We start from the raw sequence: 17,776 nt of genomic DNA, 5'->3' as shown, positions 1-17,776 counted from the left end.
ATTCACCCTTTCAGGGCCGTCGCAAGCGACGTTCAAAGGCGTTCCTAGCGCCTTTGTCCCTGGCGCGGACGCTTTACTCTTCTATCCCATTATCACCGTTCCTATTTCGCAAATAAGGCTGTTATGCTGCTTCGGTTTTTCTTTCTGACTGCGATACTGGTTTAGGCTTGTTGGCGGCCAGTGCATCGAACGCAAAGTCATCCACGTTGATAGAGCGCAAGCGGCTGGCTTCGGCTTTGGTCAGAATATCCGCTTCTTCTGCGGTAATCTGACCTTCCACCAGCGCTTGCTCTGCCAACTGATCCAATCGCATGAATGACAGCGGTTTATCGCTGGCTTTCGACAGACGTTGGTAAATTGGCTCGGCGGCGATGATATCCAACAACGCTTCTTCCATCAGCCCGACAGGGTTATGTTCGCTGGCAACCAGATATTGCCCACGCCCCAGGCGACTACGTGTTTCTGACGGCGTTTGCAAAATCTTGGCGACCTCATGGTCGAGCTGGTCGGACGGCGCAGCGCAACGCCGTCCCAGCGGGAAGATGATGAAAGTCAACAGACCTGCCACGACGCGGTTTGGGAAGTTACGCAGCAGATCGTCCAGCGCCTGCTCAGCCTGATGTAGACAGTCCTGCACGCCCCAGTGCACCAGCGGGAGATCCGCTTTCTGGCGTCCTTCATCCTCATAGCGTTTCAGCGTAGCGGAAGCCAGGTAGAGCTGGCTGAGAATATCCCCCAGACGCGCCGAGATGCGCTCGCGACGTTTCAGACTACCGCCCAGCACGGCCATCGACACATCCGCCAGCAGCGCCAAATTCGCACTGAGTCGGTTGAGCTGCTGATAGTAATGACGCGTTTTGTCGTTCACTGGCGCACGGCTTAGAAGGCCGTTGGTCAGGCCAAGCCAGAAGCTGCGCACTTTGTTACTGCCGACGTGACCAATGTGCCCAACCAGCGCACGGTCAAAACGTGACACATCGTTGGCCTGTGCGGCTGCCATCTCTTCCAGTACATAAGGATGACAGCGAATGGCGCCTTGCCCGAAGATAATCATGCTACGCGTCAGGATATTGGCTCCTTCCACGGTGATGGCTATCGGTGCACCCTGATAGCTGCGTGCCAGGAAGTTGGACGGGCCGAGACAGATACCTTTGCCCCCGGCAATATCCATCGCATCCAGCACGCTGCGCTGGCCGCGGTGGGTACAGTGATATTTGACGATAGCAGAGAGCACCGCTGGTTTTTCACCCTGCATAATGCCGCTGGTAATCAGCGTTGCGGCGGCGTCCATCACATAAGCATTTCCCGCGATGCGTGCCAGCGGCTCTTCGATGCCTTCCATCTTACCGATAGAGATTTTGAACTGGCGGCGGATGTGCGCGTAAGCACCAATACCGAGGGCAATCGATTTCAGCCCGCCGGTGGAATTAGACGGCAGCGTAATGCCGCGCCCGACTGACAGGCATTCCATCAGCATACGCCAGCCCTGACCCGCCATCTTCGCCCCACCGATGATGTAATCCAGTGGAACAAAGATGTTCTCACCCTGCGTTGGGCCGTTTTGGAATGGCACGTTCAGCGGGAAATGGCGGCGGCCGATTTTAACGCCGTCGGTATCCGTCGGAATTAACGCACAGGTAATGCCTACGTCATCCTCATCGCCTAGCAGGTGATCGGGATCGTACAGCTTAAAGGCCAGCCCGAGTACGGTAGCGACGGGGGCGAGTGTGATATAGCGTTTATTCCAGGTCAGACGCATGCCCACGACCTGTTCCCCGTGCCAGTTGCCATAGCAAACAATACCCGTATCGGGGATTGAACCTGCATCAGAACCGGCTTCCGGGCTGGTCAGTGCAAAACAGGGAACTTCCTGACCGCGTGCCAGACGTGGCAGGTAGTGATCTTTTTGCGCTTCTGTCCCGTAATGTTGCAGCAGTTCGCCGGGGCCGAGTGAGTTAGGAACGCCGACGGTGATCGCCACAATACTGGAGACGCCCGCCAGTTTTTGCAGCACCTGCGCTTGTGCATAAGCGGAGAATTCCAGACCGCCATATTGCTTTTTAATGATCATGGCGAAGAAACGATGTTCTTTTAAAAATGCCCACAGTTCCGGCGGAATATCCGCACGTTCATGGGTGATTTCAAAGTCGTTTGCCATCCGACAGGCTTCTTCAACTGGCCCGTCGATAAATGCTTGTTCTTCAGCGGTCAGTTGCGGACGCGGGTAGTTATGCAGTTTTTTCCAGTCCGGCGCACCGCGAAACAGATCGCCTTCCCACCAGGTTGTCCCGGCATCGATCGCTTCTTTTTCCGTGTTCGACATTGGCGGCATGACCTTCTGGAACATGCGTAGGGCGGAAGCGGAAACCAGCTTTTGACGCAGGGAAGGAACCGTAATCGGAATCAGCAGAATCACGAGCGGAATCATCAGCCAGACGGGCCACAGCAACATGGCGGACATGGCCGCGAAGTAGGCCAGTAGGATGGCGCTGCTGAGCAGCAGACTGAGTCGATGGTAAAACATCGCGCCGATGATAATCAGTAGGAGGAGGATACTGACAGCAACCATAACGTGTCTCCAGCATAGTGATCGAATTAAGGATTTTTCCCCCTTAGCCACGTGTTTACGACGGTGGAAAGCGAGAACGATTTCATCAGTGAAATAAGGCGTAATAGGTCAATGTTGTAAGAGGTCTGACCTGTTGCTTATATTCGTTGTAGTTTATCTGATTATTTTTATCAATTTGTTTACATCATAATTACAACTCACTTCACAAACCAAGCGGCTGTCGCGAGTTTTCTGACAGGCATCAGCGTTCCTCTCGATCCCGTGATTACGCGCTTCTCGCTGTTGGTACGATCCGCTACACTGCATGGCAGAAGATGATACTGTCACCGGACAAAATGAGAGGATTCCATGTATCAGGATTTAATCCGTAGTGAACTGAAAGAAGCGGCAGAAACACTGAATAATTTCTTGAGTGATGATGCGAACATTCAGTCGATTCAAAATGCTGCGGTACTGCTGGCTAACGCGTTTAAAGCGGGTGGTAAAGTGATTTCCTGCGGTAACGGTGGCTCGCATTGTGATGCTATGCACTTTGCCGAGGAGCTGACGGGACGTTACCGTGAAAATCGCCCTGGCTATCCGGCCATTGCGATTTCCGATCCAAGCCACCTATCCTGTGTCAGCAACGATTTTGGCTACGATTTTGTCTTCTCCCGCTACGTTGAATCACTGGGGCGTGAAGGCGATGTGCTGCTGGGTATTTCTACTTCCGGTAATTCTGGCAATATTATTAAAGCGATTGCGGCGGCAAAAGCGAAAGGCATGAAGGTCATTACGCTGACCGGGAAAGACGGCGGTAAAATGGCGGGATCGGCCGATGTGGAAATTCGTGTTCCGCACTTTGGCTATGCCGACCGTATTCAGGAAATCCATATCAAAGCGATTCACATCCTGATTCAATTGATCGAAAAAGAGATGGCGGATCAGTAAGCCGCATTAATACGCTCTAAAAGGGCAGGAAGGGAAGGGTAGGAAGTCAGATGTGTGAACTGCTGGGGATGAGCGCGAATGTACCGACGGATATCTGCTTTAGCTTTACCGGGCTGATACAACGCGGTGGGAACACCGGGCCGCACCGAGATGGCTGGGGAATCACCTTTTATGAAGGGAACGGTTGTCGTACGTTTAAAGATCCGCTGCCAAGCTATAACTCGCCGATTGCCCGGCTGGTGCAGGATTACCCGATAAAATCGTGTGCGGTAATTTCACACATTCGGCAGGCGAATCGCGGCGCGGTTGCGCTGGAAAATACCCACCCTTTTACCCGCGAACTTTGGGGACGGAACTGGACGTATGCCCACAACGGGCAGTTGAAAGGTTATAACACTCTGAAAACGGGGATGTTTCGCCCAGTTGGGCAGACGGACAGCGAATTTGCTTTCTGCTGGCTGCTGTCCCAACTGTCTGAGCGCTATCCGCGCACGCCGGGTAACTGGCCTGCGGTGTTCCGCTATATCGCTAAACAAGCGGATGTCCTGCGGGAGAAAGGCGTGTTTAACATGCTGTTGTCGGACGGGCGCTTTGTGATGGGGTATTGCTCAACCAAACTCTACTGGATCACCCGCCGTGCGCCGTTCGGCAAAGCGACGCTGTTAGATCAGGATGTGGAGATTGATTTCCAGCAGCAGACAACACCCAATGATGTTGTTACCGTGCTGGCGACGCAGCCGCTCACGGGCAACGAAACCTGGCATCAGATCATGCCAGGTGAATTCGTTCTATTTTGTTTCGGCGAGCGCATACTTTAAGGTCGGCTGGCTGGTCATCAGCGGTGGATTAACGACGTATTGTCCGTTAAAAACCGTGATGGCCGGTGGCTGATTGTGCTGATTAAAATAAGTGTACCCCGGCTGAAGCTGTTTCCAGAAGCTGGCGTAGGTGGAATTACGGTGGCGCTGCATGTTCTGTTCCGTCATGCGGAACGGGTAGATCGCGATATCAATCTTCGCCTGCCCGTTGCGTAGCGCCGCTTCGGCATAGCGATAAATCTCATCCATATAGGTGTTGGTCATGGCATAGCAGCCAACCGACACGCATTCGCCGTGGATCATTAAATAGCGGCCAGAATATCCCTGTGATTTATCATAGTCGTTAGGGAAACCGATATTGATCGCGCGGTAATAGTGGCTGTCAGGCTTGAGCTGGCGTAAGTCGACCTGATAGAAACCTTCTGGGCTTTTTAAATCGCCTTCAACGCGTTTTGGCCCTAATCCGCCCGAATATTTACAAATGGGATATTGTTCCAATAAACGATATTCGTTGCCGACTTTTGCATAAAGTTCGAATATTCGCTCTTCTTTAAAGATCTGAATATAGATCGGAGAGCCTAATAATTGCTGTTTTAATTCTTTTGCTATCGGCGCTAACGGCGGCGAAGTCTCGCTGGCGGCGCTGGTAACAACAAGAGAAGGCAAAAAAAACAACATCGCAAACGACAGCGCGATTTTTTGCATTATGGTTCCTGATAATAAAATTGCCTGCTACACGCGGCATCCGCGTCGCGCTACTGGTGTTTTAGCGAAAGCGCTGGGACAGCCGTTATCGGTATATATTTCTTCGTCGTTGAATAGATAACGATGAAAACGAAATCACATTATCATTGGTTTCATATTAATCAAGCGTTGAACAGCGCCAGGAAATAACATTTACAAAAAACGGCCCGAAAGGATGCGGGCCGCTCAATTTGACGTCGTTCATTGCGGGAGAGAACGCGTCAGGCGCAGGTAGCTTCGATCATCATAATGTCGGTGACAAAGGAACCGTCGGCCTGTACCTCAAAATGTTGCACTACCTCGTCCGCCAGCGTTTTTTGCAGTTCACGGATGGCGATAGCGAAATGTTCTGGCGTGCGCATACGGGCGATCCAACTGCTGAATTCCAACGTCAACCTGTCGCTGGTGACGTTACGCACGATAAACCCTGCTTCTGTAAACAGATTCAGCCATTCGCCCGGCGCGTAATTACGCACGTGTGAGGTGTCGCGCAGCTTCTCTACCGTCTGCAAATAGATGTCCAACAACGGATGACCGGGCGAAACGACGTCCATCATGATCACGCGACCGCCTGGCTTCAGGACGCGTCGCATTTCCCGCAGCGCCTGCCCGACATCATGCCAGTGATGGGCCGAATAGCGGCTGATGATGATGCCTGCACTGTCATTATCGAACGGTAAAGATTCGGCTACGCCTTGCTGAACGCAGATGTTATTCAGCCCTTTTTGCACAGCGGCTTGACTTACCACCTCCAACATTTGAGATGACAGGTCATAGGCGACAACCTCTGCGACGGCCTGTGCGGCGGCGAAGCTGGCATGTCCTGCCCCGCAGCCGACATCGATCACGCGTGCCTGTGGGAAAGGGGCTAATAAGGCGGCCAGTTGAATTAAATCTTTGCCCTGCGCATGCACCGTGCTGGTCAGGTAGTTCTGCGCCTGTGAGCCGAATTGGTGTTCTACGCGATGATTATGATTCTGCTGTTCTTTCATTATTGCTCTCGCTTTCTCTGAATGGTTAAACGGCGGCGCGCCTGCCAATAAAGAAGACCTTGGTCTGAGAACACTATAATGAGAGAAAAATACGGGTACAATATGAGCATTTATACGGGTATAAAATACTCCCTGTTTGATTAGCACAGTTTTTATTGATGCTGTTGTCACCGTAACCTGCCTATACGAGGGGGATGAAAAGGATGCCTGACTGATGTCTGCAAATACGTTTATGTCTGCCAATTCTCTGAGCGGCCCAAAAGCGTTGGGGGCTTTCTTACGGGCGTTGCGTGAGCGTACCACGCCGGAAATGGTCGGTCTGCCTGCCTCTGGGCGGCGGCGCACCAGTGGATTACGTCGCGAAGAATTGGCGCAAATCGCTCGAATCAGCACCACCTGGTATACCTGGATTGAACAGGGGCGCGATGTGTCTGCTTCGGCATCCGCGTTGACTCGTTTATCACAGGCGTTAAAACTGGAACCCGCCGAACGTGACTACCTTTTTAGCCTTGCTGGCGTGAAGGACCCCCAGAAGCAGAATCGGGCCACATCGCTGGATGAACAGGTTACTGCCAGCCTGCGTCATATCGCTTGCCCGGCATATCTTCTGGATGGCTGCTGGAATATGCTGGCGTGGAATGCGCCGTCGGAACAGCTGTTTGCCGGATGGCTGGAAAGCGATCCAGAGCCGAATTTGCTGCGCTTCATGTTTCTTAATCCATTGGCACGATCACTGGTGGTGGACTGGCCGGAACGAGCCAAGCGTGTTGTGGCTGAGTTTCGTGCAGAATCAAGTCATTACGCGCCTACCGAGTCCGTTCGGCAAATCGTGATGGCGCTGTGTGAAGAAAGCCGCGAGTTCAACCTCTGGTGGTCGCAGCAGGCAGTTACCGCCCGTGAAGGCGGCGAGCGACGTTTTCATCATCCTTTACTTGGCGATGTGGCCTATCATCAACAGACTTTCCATCCTGCCGGACATAGCGAAGTTAAGCTGGTTATGCTTATCGTGCAGTAACTATGTAAGCATCGTGTCGCTTGTCTATACTGGCTTTGATCTGTATATTTGTACAGTGTTGTCGGAGGCCAGTATGCGCAAAATCATTCATGTTGATATGGACTGCTTCTACGCAGCAATTGAGATGCGTGATAACCCGCGCCTGCGCGATATTCCTCTGGCGATTGGTGGAAGCGCCGATCGACGTGGTGTGATTAGTACCGCTAACTATCCTGCCAGACGCTACGGCGTCCGCAGTGCGATGGCGACAGCAACTGCCTTGCGCCTGTGTCCTCAACTCACGTTGTTACCGGGGCGCATGGAGGTGTATAAGTCTACTTCGCGCCAAATCAGAGAGATCTTCGCCCGCTACACTTCACTGATCGAACCGCTTTCTCTGGATGAAGCTTATCTGGACGTTACTGACAGCCCGCACTGCAACGGTTCGGCGACGCGCATTGCCGAAGAAATTCGTCTAACGATTGTGAATGAACTGAATCTCACTGCTTCGGCGGGCATTGCGCCGATCAAGTTTCTAGCGAAGGTCGCGTCTGAGTTAAATAAGCCGAATGGACAATATGTGATTACACCGGAGCAGGTTGATGATTTCCTGCTTACGCTGCCGTTGGAAAAGATTCCTGGCGTCGGAAAAGTGACAGGGAAACGGCTGGAAGAGCGAGGCCTGCATACCTGTGCAGATGTTCGAGGGTATGCGCTGGCAGATCTGCTCAAAGAGTTTGGCAAATTTGGCCGCGTGCTGTGGGAACGATGTCAAGGGATCGATGAGCGGCAGATTTCACCCGATCGGCTGAGGAAGTCGGTCGGGGTGGAAAAGACGCTGGCGCAGGATATCCACGACTGGGGACAGTGTGAAAACCTAGTTGAACAGCTTTATCAGGAATTGGAAGTCCGTTTGAAACGGGTAAAGCCCGATCTGCATATTGCGCGTCAGGGCGTCAAACTCAAGTTTGATGATTTTCAGCAAACGACACAGGAACATGTGTGGCCGATGTTGAATAAACAGGATCTGTTGAAGCTGGCGCAACAAACCTGGCAGGAGCGGCGTAAATCCCGAGGTGTTCGTCTGGTAGGGCTACATGTGACGCTGCTCGACCCACAAATTGAGCGGCAGTTGGTATTTGATTGGGGATAGCAATAAAAAGGCGACGGATATCCGTCGCCTTGTTTTTACAGCAATACGATTAGGCGCGTGGCGGAATCGCTTTCAGCAATTCTGTCAGCAATTTCCAGTACAAATCCACGCTGCCGATGTGAACTTGTTCATCCGGCGAGTGCGGTCCGGTGATGGTTGGCCCAATGGAAACCATATCCATGTCCGGATACGGTTTCTTGAACAGGCCACATTCCAGACCTGCGTGGATCACCATGATGTTCGGCGTCTTGTTGAACAGCTTCTGATAGGTTTCGCGAACCAGCGCCATGACCGGTGAATGCGCATCCGGTTGCCAGCCTGGATAGCCACCTTTTGGCGACGTTTTTGCGCCAGCCAATTCGCCCAACGCCGTCAGCGTACCCACTACGGCATCTTTGCCGCTGTCGATCAGTGAACGAATCAGGCAGATAATTTCCGCGTGGTCGTCTTCCATCGTAACAACACCGAGGTTCAGCGACGTTTCCACCACACCTTTGACTTCGTCGCTCATGCGGATCACGCCGTTTGGCGTGGCGTTGAGCAGTGCCAGCAGGCGATCGCGGCTGTCTTGCGTCAGCGGATGCTCATTGCTGTCGCTGGCTTCCACCAGAACGGTTACGTTTTTCTCAACGGCGGACAGTTCATTTTTCAGCACGGCCAGATAGTCCTGGCTCAGCGCTTTCAACTGTTCGACGTTAGCAGCAGGCAGTGACAGCGTGGCGAAAGCTTCACGCGGAATCGCGTTACGCAGCGTACCGCCGTTCAGATCGAGAATGCGGATATCCAGTGCCTTCGCTTGCTCGAACAGGAAACGTGCCAGCAGCTTGTTGGCGTTTCCCAGTCCCAGATGGATGTCGCAACCGGAATGGCCGCCTTTCAATCCTTTAATCGTCAGCTTCAGCGTGTGGTAACCGGCAGGTGGCAGTTCGCGCTCCAGCGGAAGGCGGGTAATGAAATCAATACCGCCCGCGCAACCCATGTAGATCTCGCCTTCTTCTTCTGAGTCGGTATTGATCAGGATTTCACCCTGAAGCCAGTTAGGTTGCAGACCAAACGCACCATCCATACCGGCTTCTTCCGTCATGGTCAGCAGCACTTCTAGTGGGCCGTGCTCGACGTTCGGATCGGCCAGCACTGCCAGCGCAGAAGCCATACCGATACCGTTATCCGCGCCCAGCGTGGTGCCGCGCGCTTTCAGCCATTCACCGTCAACGTAAGGCTGGATCGGATCGGTAGTGAAATCGTGTACGGTGTCGTTGTTTTTCTGCGGCACCATGTCCAGATGCGCCTGCAACACGACAGGTTTGCGATTTTCCATGCCTGCGGTTGCCGCTTTGCGCAGCAGAATGTTGCCGACCTGATCGCGCTCGGTATAGATGCCTTTCTCTTTAGCCCATTCCAGAATGTGCGCGGCCAATGCTTCTTCATGATAAGAAGGATGCGGGATAGAACAGATTTTAGCGAAAATATCCCACAGCGGCTGGGGGGAAAGTTGAGACAATTCAGACACTATTGCAGTCTCCTTTTTAGCACCCGCCTATACTCGTCATACTTCAAGTTGCATGTGCGTTGGCTGCGTTCAGTCACCCGAATCACTTACCCGAGTAAGCTCATCGGGATTCCTTCGCTTGCCGCCTTCCTGAAACTCGAATTATTTAGAGTATATAAGGGTTGTCGGTTAAAAGTTAATCGTGGTTAGCCACGTAACATGGCGTGTCGCAACAGAATATCATTTTCCATCAAAGCAGGGGAAATTGCCGTCGTCCCCGCTTATTTTTCCTGCTGCAATATGAATCCGTAGGCTTGGCAGGGCGCAGGTTATCAGGAAAAACTCAGTTCTCACGTTGAGAAAAACTGGTTTTTATGTTGTTGGCTATCTATAATCTCGCGCAACCTTTTTCCCCCCTCAGACTCAACTTAAGCCGGTTTTTATTCGGCTGGGATATATTTTATGAGCGAAAAGTACGTCGTAACCTGGGATATGTTGCAAATTCATGCCCGCAAACTGGCACAGCGTTTACTGCCAGCCGATCAATGGAAAGGCATCATTGCCGTCAGTCGCGGTGGTTTGGTTCCTGGCGCGCTGCTGGCGCGTGAGCTTGGCATTCGTCACGTTGATACGGTTTGCATCTCCAGTTATGACCATGACAACCAGCGCGAAATGAAAGTGATCAAGCGTGCCGAGGGAGATGGCGAAGGATTTATCGTGGTTGACGATCTGGTTGATACTGGCGGTACCGCAAAGGCGATTCGTGATATGTACCCGAAAGCGCACTTTGTGACCATTTTCGCCAAACCTGCTGGTCAACCGCTGGTCGATGACTATGTGATTGATATCCCGCAGGATACCTGGATTGAACAGCCGTGGGATATGGGCGTGGTGTTTGTTCCGCCTTTGTCTGGCCGTTAATCGCCAGAACGAATATCGATTCCCATCAATGCCCGGTTTAGCCGGGCATTGTTGTTTCTACGCTATCGAGATCGGTGCAAGGCTTGATCCGATCGTGTGTTTCTGCCGTTGGCATTTGTCTTCCGTGGCCTGAGTTCGTTACACTTTAGCGGATGACGAAGACGTCGTCTGATGTCCGCTAACAGCGGTTTACATTAATGGAGGCTGCTGTGGCGCAAGCTAACCTGTCTGAAACGCTATTCAAACCCTCTTTCAAACATCCAGAAACCTCGACGTTAGTCAGACGCACGCGGAATAGTCAGGACGTGCAGGGGCTGCATTCTACGCTGGAAGGCGAAAAAACCCGCAGCTGGTATCGGATGATTAACCGGCTGATGTGGATTTGGCGTGGTGTCGATCCGTGGGAAATCGAAGACGTGCTGTCACGTATTGCTGCCAGTAAGGCTGACAGAAGCAACGAGCAGTTGCTCGACACGGTGATCGGTTACCGAGGCGGTAACTGGATTTATGAATGGGCGAAGCAGGGCGCAGACTGGCAGCAGCGGGCAATCGAGAGTGGGATTGACGCACAAACCGGGCAGTTCTGGCTGAATGCTGCCAATCTCTACAGCATTGCCGCCTATCCGCATATTAAAGGCGATGAGCTGGCGGAACAGGCGCAAACGCTGGCAAATCGCGCTTATGAAGAAGCCGCAAAATACCTGCCTTATGAACTCCGGGAACTGACTTTCCCGATTACGGGCGGCGGCACGCTGACTGGCTTTTTGCATATGCCATCGCAGGGTAAGGCACCTTTCCCTACCGTCCTTATGTGCGGCAGTCTGGAAATGTTGCAGAGTGATTATCATCGCCTGTTTCAGGACTATTTTGCGCCAGCGGGCATGGCGATGTTGACGATTGATGTCCCCTCCGTTGGATTTTCTTCCCGCTGGAAGTTGACTCAGGATGCCAGTTTTCTGCACCAGCAGGTTTTACGCGCGCTGCCGGATGTCCCGTGGATCGATCACACCCGTGTAGCTGCATTTGGCTTCCGCTTTGGTGCCAATATTGCCGTTCGGCTGGCTTATCTGGAATCACAGCGACTACGCGGCGTAGCCTGTCTCGGCCCGGTGGTGCATCATCTGTTAAGCGATCCTACTCGTCAGCAGCAAGTGCCGGATATGTTTATGGATGTACTGGCGAGTCGGCTGGGTATGCCGTATTCGACGGATGCGTCGCTGAAAACTGAGCTGGGGCGCTATTCGCTGAAAACACAGGGACTGTTAGGACGCCGCTGCCCGACGCCGATGCTGGCAGGCTACTGGGATAACGATCTGCTATGCCCAAAAGAGGAAGCCAGCCTGATTGTGAACTCGTCTGCGCAAGGGAAGCTGCTGCCCGTTAATTTCTCGCCGGTGTACCAGAATTTCGATCGTGCATTACGGCAAATTAGCAGATGGTTGCAGGATAAAGTGTGCTGAGTATGGTGTATAAAAAGTCTAACACCGAACGGTAACCTGATCTCAGGTGGTTGATAAATTGCCATTCTCTGCTAAAAAGAAAGTTCAACCAAAGGAGATCGCAGATGATGTTACCGAGTGGACATTCCAAAAGCCGACTCATGAAAAATTTTACGGCGTTGGGGCCTTATATACGTGAAGCGCAGTGCGAGGATAGCGCGTTCTTCTTTGATTGTCTGGCGGTTTGCGTCAACATCAAACCTGCACCGGAAGCGCGTGAGTTCTGGGGCTGGTGGCTAAACCTGGAAGATACCGGCCAAGCCTTTGCCTATAAGTATCACTACGGTCTGTTTGATAAACACGGCAACTGGCGTGAGGAAAAAATTAAGGACAACGCTGTGATGGAACAGGTGGAAAATGCCAAACAGGCTTTTCATGTCCGACTGGAGAAACTGCTGCACTCGCTGGAACCCGCCTGTACGCTTACCGCACGACCGTGATGCTTCCTTGACGTTCCCCGATTTATTCACAGGTTTTCGCGTTGTGCCTGTTGGCATAACGCGTCTGTCCTGCTACAACGTTTTCCTTATTCTTATTTTTTGACATCTAACGGCAGAGAAATTATGAGCGGCAGCCAGACTTTGGTTGTGAAACTGGGCACCAGCGTGCTAACCGGCGGTTCGCGTCGTCTTAATCGTGCCCATATCGTTGAACTGGTGCGCCAGTGTGCGCAGCAACATGCGGCAGGGCATCGAATTGTTATTGTTACTTCGGGGGCGATTGCCGCCGGACGCGAACATTTGGGTTACCCCGAACTCCCGGCCACCATCGCGACTAAACAACTGCTGGCCGCCGTGGGGCAAAGCCGCCTGATTCAACTGTGGGAACAGCTGTTTTCCATTTACGGCATTCACGTTGGGCAAATGCTGCTGACGCGTGCCGATATGGAAGATCGTGAACGTTTCCTCAATGCGCGCGATACCATGCGGGCGCTGCTGGATAACAACATTGTTCCGGTGATTAATGAAAATGACGCGGTTGCTACCGCTGAGATCAAAGTCGGTGACAACGACAATCTGTCTGCGCTGGCGGCGATTCTGGCCGATGCGGATAAGCTGCTGCTGCTGACCGATCAGGCCGGGCTGTTTACTGCCGATCCGCGTAATAATCCTGATGCTGAGCTGATCCGTGAAGTGACCGGTATCAACGATGCGCTGCGCAGCATTGCGGGTGATAGCGTATCGGGCCTCGGAACGGGCGGGATGTCGACCAAATTGCAGGCTGCCGATGTGGCCTGTCGTGCCGGTATCGATGTGGTGATAGCCGCAGGCAGCAAGCCGGGCGTGATCGGTGATGTGATTGCCGATATTTCGGTTGGAACGCGTTTTCATGCACTTGATGCGCCCTTGGAAAGTCGTAAACATTGGATTTTCGGTGCGCCCCCAGCGGGAGAAATTACCGTCGACGACGGCGCGCTCTCTGCGATCCTTGAACGCGGTAGTTCGCTGCTGCCTAAAGGTATTCGCACGGTGGAAGGCAATTTCTCTCGTGGTGAAGTGATCCGCGTTCGCAGTCTGGCGGGCCGCGATGTGGCGCATGCCGTGACGCGCTATAACAGCGATGCGCTGCGTATGATTGCCGGGCATCATTCTCAACAGATTGCCGAGATCCTTGGCTATGAATATGGTCCGGTAGCTATCCACCGCGACGACATGATTATCAATTAAGGAGTTCGCGATGCTTGAACAAATGGGTAAAGCGGCAAAAGCGGCCTCTTATCAGTTGGCGGTCTTGAGCACAGCGCAGAAAGATCGTGCGCTGCTGACGATTGCGGATTTGCTGGAAGCTGAGAGCGCGGCGATTCTGGCAGCTAACGCACTGGATTTAGCCGATGCGCGCCAAAATGGCATGAGCGAGGCGTTACTGGATCGTCTGCTCTTAACGCAGGAAAGGTTGAGTGCGATTGCCAGCGATGTGCGTCAGGTATGCCGTCTGACCGATCCGGTAGGGCAGGTAATTGACGGCAGTATGCTGGATAACGGGCTTAAGCTGGAGCGTCGCCGCGTGCCGTTGGGCGTAGTCGGTGTGATTTATGAAGCGCGCCCGAATGTCACTATTGATGTGGCTTCCCTGTGCCTGAAAACCGGTAATGCGGTGATTCTGCGTGGTGGCAAAGAGACCTACCGCACTAATGCAGCGACGGTAAAAGTGATTCAGCAGGCGCTGTCGCAGTGCGGCCTGCCTGCCGCTGCGGTGCAGGCGATTGAAAGCCCGGATCGAGAATTGGTTAATCAGTTGCTGAAATTGGATCGCTACGTGGATATGCTGATTCCACGTGGTGGTGCTGGCTTGCATAAGCTGTGTCGTGAACAATCGACGATTCCGGTGATCACTGGCGGTATTGGTGTGTGTCATATCTATGCTGACGACAGCATCGACTTCGACAAGGCACTGACGGTTATTGAAAGTGCGAAAGTGCAGCGACCTAGCGCCTGTAACAGTCTGGAAACGCTGTTGGTCAATCGGAACATTGCCGACCGTTTCCTGCCGGAACTGAGCAAAAAAATGGCGGCGTCGGGCGTCACGTTACACGCCAGCCCTACAGCAATGCCTTATCTGGCCAGTGGCCCTGCCAACGTCGTCGCAGTGGAAGAGGCCAACTACAATGACGAATGGCTCTCTAACGACCTGAATGTCACACTCGTGGACGATCTGGATGCAGCGGTTGCGCATATTCGTGAGCATGGCACGCAGCATTCCGATGCCATTCTGACTCGCTCTTTAAGCAACGCAGAACGCTTCGTGCGTGAGGTGGATTCCTCGGCAGTGTATGTCAACGCCAGTACACGCTTCACCGACGGTGGTCAGTTTGGTTTGGGTGCGGAAGTGGCGGTCAGTACCCAGAAGCTGCACGCTCGTGGCCCAATGGGATTGGAAGCGCTAACCACCTATAAATGGATTGGCTATGGCGACGATTTGATTCGTGTGTAAAGTTGATTTTTCAGCCATGAGGTTGAGCTAGTCGAAGGGAGCTCGCGGTGAGTCAGGAAGACAAGCTGTGAGCCCCTTGTTTACAGTAATTTATTTATTAAAAACGCTAAGGTTGCCTATTAATGGTGACCTTGTGCCATCCCACCTCCACCATCAGAAAGCCCAATCACGACATTTTGCATCATGCCTTGATCTTCATGATCCAGGATATGGCAGTGCAGTACAAACTCGCCGATATAGCGTTCATAGCGTGTACGAATAGATATTTTGTACGTGCCTTTTGGCGCATCAGTGGATTCCAAGGCTCCATCTATATTGCTTTTTATCCATAGAGTGTCCTTCCACACACCTTTCAAACCGGCATATTGCGAGATACTGCCATCCGATTCCTTTGCGCCCGGCAAGCTTACGTCATTACCATCCGGATCGAGGACCTGAATAATTTCGAAGGGATTAACATGGATATGGAAAGGATGGCTGACAAAATAGGATTGTAATTGCCACTCTTGAGCGGTTCCTAGCACTAATGGGCGATCTATCTGGGTCGGGGAATAGGGGGCAGCGCCCTTAGGACTGTAGGAACCATCGCTATTTTTTACCACAGAAAATGAGTTACCCACCTCAAACGTTGGGGGCTTTTTCGTGACATCAATGTAAAACACCAACTCCTGCGGCGGAACATGGCTGACTTCTTTATCTGTGATAGGCGGATGGGGAATGAATTTGGTCAGTTTGAGCCCATCTTCCAAACTACTGATGATTTCTTTAGCCAGTTTGGCCGGCTGATAGGTTTTTTGTGCTTGTGTGATTAATTGCTGAGTGGTTGATGCGATAGGGTCTGCTATCGACTGCCCGCCTTTAACTCTGACAAAACCCAAAACCGATCGTACTTTGTCTTCGCGCGAGACGTTATCCGCGGCTTTTACTGGTGGATTGACAATACAATAGAGGCCGTCTTCGGGGAAATTGACCAGCAGATCATGACGATATCCGGGTTGCAGTATGGTATTGGTTTGTACCTGTGCTTGAGGCATCGTCAACCCGTCAGCGGCGATGACAGCATAAGGAACCGGTGAGCCTGTGCAGAGTTCTCGTACAAATCGATCCTGATTTTCTGCATCAAGCGTTTTCTCCCGAGAGAAAAAATCACGGGTATCGAGCTTGCGAAATTCTACTTTTATCGTCTCACGCACCCCGGCATGCACCAAGCGCCAGCGTTCAATCTGACCCGCCTTAGCATTGGCAAAAACAGGCCTTACCCGGCCGTTGACAGTAGTAAAACGTCCTGAGTCATCCCATGAGCCTGGTTTGAATTGTTCGTAAGACACTACCTCACCAACTTCTCCAGGGGCGCATGACCAATCAATTGAATCGTCTGATTTTTTCTTCAGCTTGCCCTCTTTGAGACAGGCATAGGGAATTTGTTCAAAGACTAAGAGGCGTTCAGGGAAGGGCTTGCCGTCCTCAGTCTTAAGCAACGTATCGATATCGCCGTTTGAGGTCTCGGTGGGCATACGATCCCCTCGAATCACAAGCGCACCGGCCATACCGCTGCCAACCTGAATTGCCGTTGAACCATGGTTGTGTGGATGGTACCAAAATGTTCCGGCTGGGTGATCGCTGGGGATATTATATTCATACTCGAACTTCATACCTGGGTTAATCGATAACAAAACATTATCGCTATTTCCCGTTGGGCTGATCCAAAGCCCGTGGCCATGTAGATTGGTATGGTTAAAGCAGTGCGGGATATTAATATCTTTCGTTTTTTGGGCACATTCAGGCTCAGCGGGAAGTTGATTATCGAGCCTTATTCTGATGGTATCACCCGGCGTGGCTTCAATGGTTGGGGCTATAAAAGGGTGGTAAGGGTCGACATTGGTGCCACTATAACTACGTAAGCGTACTTTATCTGGATGACCTTGTGCTGGGTTACGAATGAGTCCTTCGGTATATTGCACTTTCAAATCTAAAGCCCGCTCTCGGCCAACATGAGATTGAGCTGGTTCGTTGGTTTTCCTTTGGTAAAGCGTTCCTGACGGCATTGTTGAAGACTCAGCCAGTACAGGAGGGTTCATGAATGCATTCTCTTGTTGCTTATTGTTTCCATCTTGAGCTTCGACGTGGGGGAAATAAATGCTGAATAGTAAAGCCGTCGCGCTGAGAAGTAATTTTTTATGCACCATATATTCTCCATGCCTAAATACTTTAATTTGAATTGATTAACTTGCTATTATTTATTTAAATGGGTTATTTTTCTATCATTGGTTAATTCGTTTTTTACCTCCAAAGATGAGTAGAGTGTTCGATGGTTTTTTTTATCGATAATGTTTCCTATTGCCTTAGTATTTATGTCCTAATGACTAATTAAAGTTAAAGGCACTAAAATAGTAAACATAACGCAAAATGAATTTTAAATTGAGGACGTAATGTGATGAGTAATAAATAGTGGTTATTATTTATCAATGTTAATTTTTTATTTCTATTTATATTCTACCTAATTATTCTATTCGATATACCCAATCGTCCTCAAGGTATGGGCTTGAGGACCTGAAAACGACGTGACCCTACGTGACCGATAGCTCATCTTGTGTAACGCAATCCTAATGTGTTAAGCCTGAAAGTTATATCATTGGCTGTTATTAGTTTGGTTACTTATTAAAAAGTCTTTATTTTTCATCAAGCGACGATAAAACCAGCAGGCGAGCGTCAGCCACTTGACTTGAGATGCTGATT

14 protein-coding genes are annotated in these 17,776 nt (G+C 51.6%); 9 read left to right on the top strand and 5 right to left on the bottom strand.

Translation table 11 applies throughout. From position 1 onward, the window contains the following. Window positions 1-121: 121 nt before the first annotated feature. Complete coding sequence (gene fadE, locus E2566_RS16420) at window positions 122-2,569, bottom strand: acyl-CoA dehydrogenase FadE (protein WP_107170995.1); 2,448 nt, start codon at window positions 2,567-2,569, stop codon at window positions 122-124. 348 nt (window positions 2,570-2,917) lie between these two features. On the opposite strand from fadE, the gene lpcA reads away from it, so the two are divergent. Continuing rightward, window positions 2,918-3,499, top strand: coding sequence for a D-sedoheptulose 7-phosphate isomerase (gene lpcA, locus E2566_RS16415; protein WP_005975726.1), 582 nt, complete (start codon window positions 2,918-2,920; stop codon window positions 3,497-3,499). A 50-nt stretch (window positions 3,500-3,549) separates the two neighbouring features. Further along, entirely contained in the window at window positions 3,550-4,317 is a 768-nt protein-coding gene (locus E2566_RS16410) for a class II glutamine amidotransferase (protein WP_107170994.1), read from the top strand. Here E2566_RS16410 and dpaA read toward each other — a convergent pair. Both dpaA and E2566_RS16400 read right to left on the bottom strand, forming a co-directional pair. Further along, a complete protein-coding gene (dpaA, locus tag E2566_RS16405) occupies window positions 4,288-5,022 on the bottom strand; it encodes a peptidoglycan meso-diaminopimelic acid protein amidase (RefSeq protein ID WP_107170993.1) in 735 nt (244 codons plus the stop codon). The genes E2566_RS16410 and dpaA overlap by 30 nt on opposite strands. 260 nt (window positions 5,023-5,282) lie before the next feature. Next, window positions 5,283-6,053: a class I SAM-dependent methyltransferase gene (locus E2566_RS16400; protein ID WP_107170992.1), complete on the bottom strand. Its 771-nt coding sequence runs from the start codon at window positions 6,051-6,053 to the stop codon at window positions 5,283-5,285. Between the two features lie 214 nt (window positions 6,054-6,267). On the opposite strand from E2566_RS16400, the gene E2566_RS16395 reads away from it, so the two are divergent. Next, window positions 6,268-7,068 (top strand): helix-turn-helix transcriptional regulator, encoded by an 801-nt coding sequence (locus E2566_RS16395; RefSeq protein WP_107170991.1) that lies wholly within the window; start codon window positions 6,268-6,270, stop codon window positions 7,066-7,068. A 73-nt stretch (window positions 7,069-7,141) separates the two neighbouring features. Continuing rightward, window positions 7,142-8,200 carry a DNA polymerase IV gene (dinB, locus tag E2566_RS16390; protein ID WP_107170990.1) on the top strand — a complete coding sequence of 353 codons (1,059 nt, stop codon included), beginning with the start codon at window positions 7,142-7,144 and terminating at the stop codon, window positions 8,198-8,200. Window positions 8,201-8,249: 49 nt separating this feature from the next. Here the strand turns inward: dinB and pepD are convergent, their stop codons facing one another. After that, entirely contained in the window at window positions 8,250-9,710 is a 1,461-nt protein-coding gene (gene pepD, locus E2566_RS16385; RefSeq protein WP_107170989.1) for a beta-Ala-His dipeptidase, read from the bottom strand. Between the two features lie 441 nt (window positions 9,711-10,151). Between pepD and gpt the strand changes: the two genes are divergently transcribed. From gpt to proA, 5 genes are all read left to right on the top strand, one after another. Continuing rightward, window positions 10,152-10,610 carry a xanthine phosphoribosyltransferase gene (gpt, locus tag E2566_RS16380; RefSeq protein ID WP_005975741.1) on the top strand — a complete coding sequence of 153 codons (459 nt, stop codon included), beginning with the start codon at window positions 10,152-10,154 and terminating at the stop codon, window positions 10,608-10,610. A gap of 209 nt (window positions 10,611-10,819) precedes the next feature. Then, window positions 10,820-12,070, top strand: a complete 1,251-nt coding sequence (frsA, locus tag E2566_RS16375) for an esterase FrsA (protein ID WP_107169124.1) — start codon at window positions 10,820-10,822, stop codon at window positions 12,068-12,070. A 104-nt stretch (window positions 12,071-12,174) separates the two neighbouring features. Next, a complete protein-coding gene (gene crl / locus E2566_RS16370; protein WP_107169125.1) occupies window positions 12,175-12,549 on the top strand; it encodes a sigma factor-binding protein Crl in 375 nt (124 codons plus the stop codon). 123 nt (window positions 12,550-12,672) lie between these two features. Further along, window positions 12,673-13,776: a glutamate 5-kinase gene (gene proB / locus E2566_RS16365; RefSeq protein WP_014916394.1), complete on the top strand. Its 1,104-nt coding sequence runs from the start codon at window positions 12,673-12,675 to the stop codon at window positions 13,774-13,776. 10 nt (window positions 13,777-13,786) lie between these two features. After that, entirely contained in the window at window positions 13,787-15,040 is a 1,254-nt protein-coding gene (proA, locus tag E2566_RS16360; protein ID WP_107169126.1) for a glutamate-5-semialdehyde dehydrogenase, read from the top strand. 119 nt (window positions 15,041-15,159) lie between these two features. Here the strand turns inward: proA and E2566_RS16355 are convergent, their stop codons facing one another. Continuing rightward, on the bottom strand, window positions 15,160-17,226 hold the full coding sequence (locus tag E2566_RS16355) for a multicopper oxidase family protein (RefSeq protein WP_107169127.1): 2,067 nt from the start codon (window positions 17,224-17,226) through the stop codon (window positions 15,160-15,162). Window positions 17,227-17,776: the final 550 nt, after the last annotated feature.

It is taken from the genome of Pectobacterium punjabense, assembly GCF_012427845.1.
In the GTDB taxonomy this organism is placed as follows: Bacteria; Pseudomonadota; Gammaproteobacteria; order Enterobacterales; family Enterobacteriaceae; genus Pectobacterium; species Pectobacterium punjabense.
The sequence above is the reverse complement of the archived record's forward strand: the minus strand, read 5'-3'. Positions and strand labels throughout refer to the sequence as shown.

Bases quoted from the DNA above. Each gene is read 5' to 3' on its own strand.
- fadE (WP_107170995.1), bottom strand. From the start codon at position 2,569: ATGGTTGCTGTCAGTATCCTCCTCCTACTGATTATCATCGGCGCGATG.
- lpcA (WP_005975726.1), top strand. From the start codon at position 2,918: ATGTATCAGGATTTAATCCGTAGTGAACTGAAAGAAGCGGCAGAAACA.
- E2566_RS16410 (WP_107170994.1), top strand. From the start codon at position 3,550: ATGTGTGAACTGCTGGGGATGAGCGCGAATGTACCGACGGATATCTGC.
- dpaA (WP_107170993.1), bottom strand. From the start codon at position 5,022: ATGCAAAAAATCGCGCTGTCGTTTGCGATGTTGTTTTTTTTGCCTTCT.
- E2566_RS16400 (WP_107170992.1), bottom strand. From the start codon at position 6,053: ATGAAAGAACAGCAGAATCATAATCATCGCGTAGAACACCAATTCGGC.
- E2566_RS16395 (WP_107170991.1), top strand. From the start codon at position 6,268: ATGTCTGCAAATACGTTTATGTCTGCCAATTCTCTGAGCGGCCCAAAA.
- dinB (WP_107170990.1), top strand. From the start codon at position 7,142: ATGCGCAAAATCATTCATGTTGATATGGACTGCTTCTACGCAGCAATT.
- gpt (WP_005975741.1), top strand. From the start codon at position 10,152: ATGAGCGAAAAGTACGTCGTAACCTGGGATATGTTGCAAATTCATGCC.
- crl (WP_107169125.1), top strand. From the start codon at position 12,175: ATGATGTTACCGAGTGGACATTCCAAAAGCCGACTCATGAAAAATTTT.
- proB (WP_014916394.1), top strand. From the start codon at position 12,673: ATGAGCGGCAGCCAGACTTTGGTTGTGAAACTGGGCACCAGCGTGCTA.
- proA (WP_107169126.1), top strand. From the start codon at position 13,787: ATGCTTGAACAAATGGGTAAAGCGGCAAAAGCGGCCTCTTATCAGTTG.
- E2566_RS16355 (WP_107169127.1), bottom strand. From the start codon at position 17,226: ATGGTGCATAAAAAATTACTTCTCAGCGCGACGGCTTTACTATTCAGC.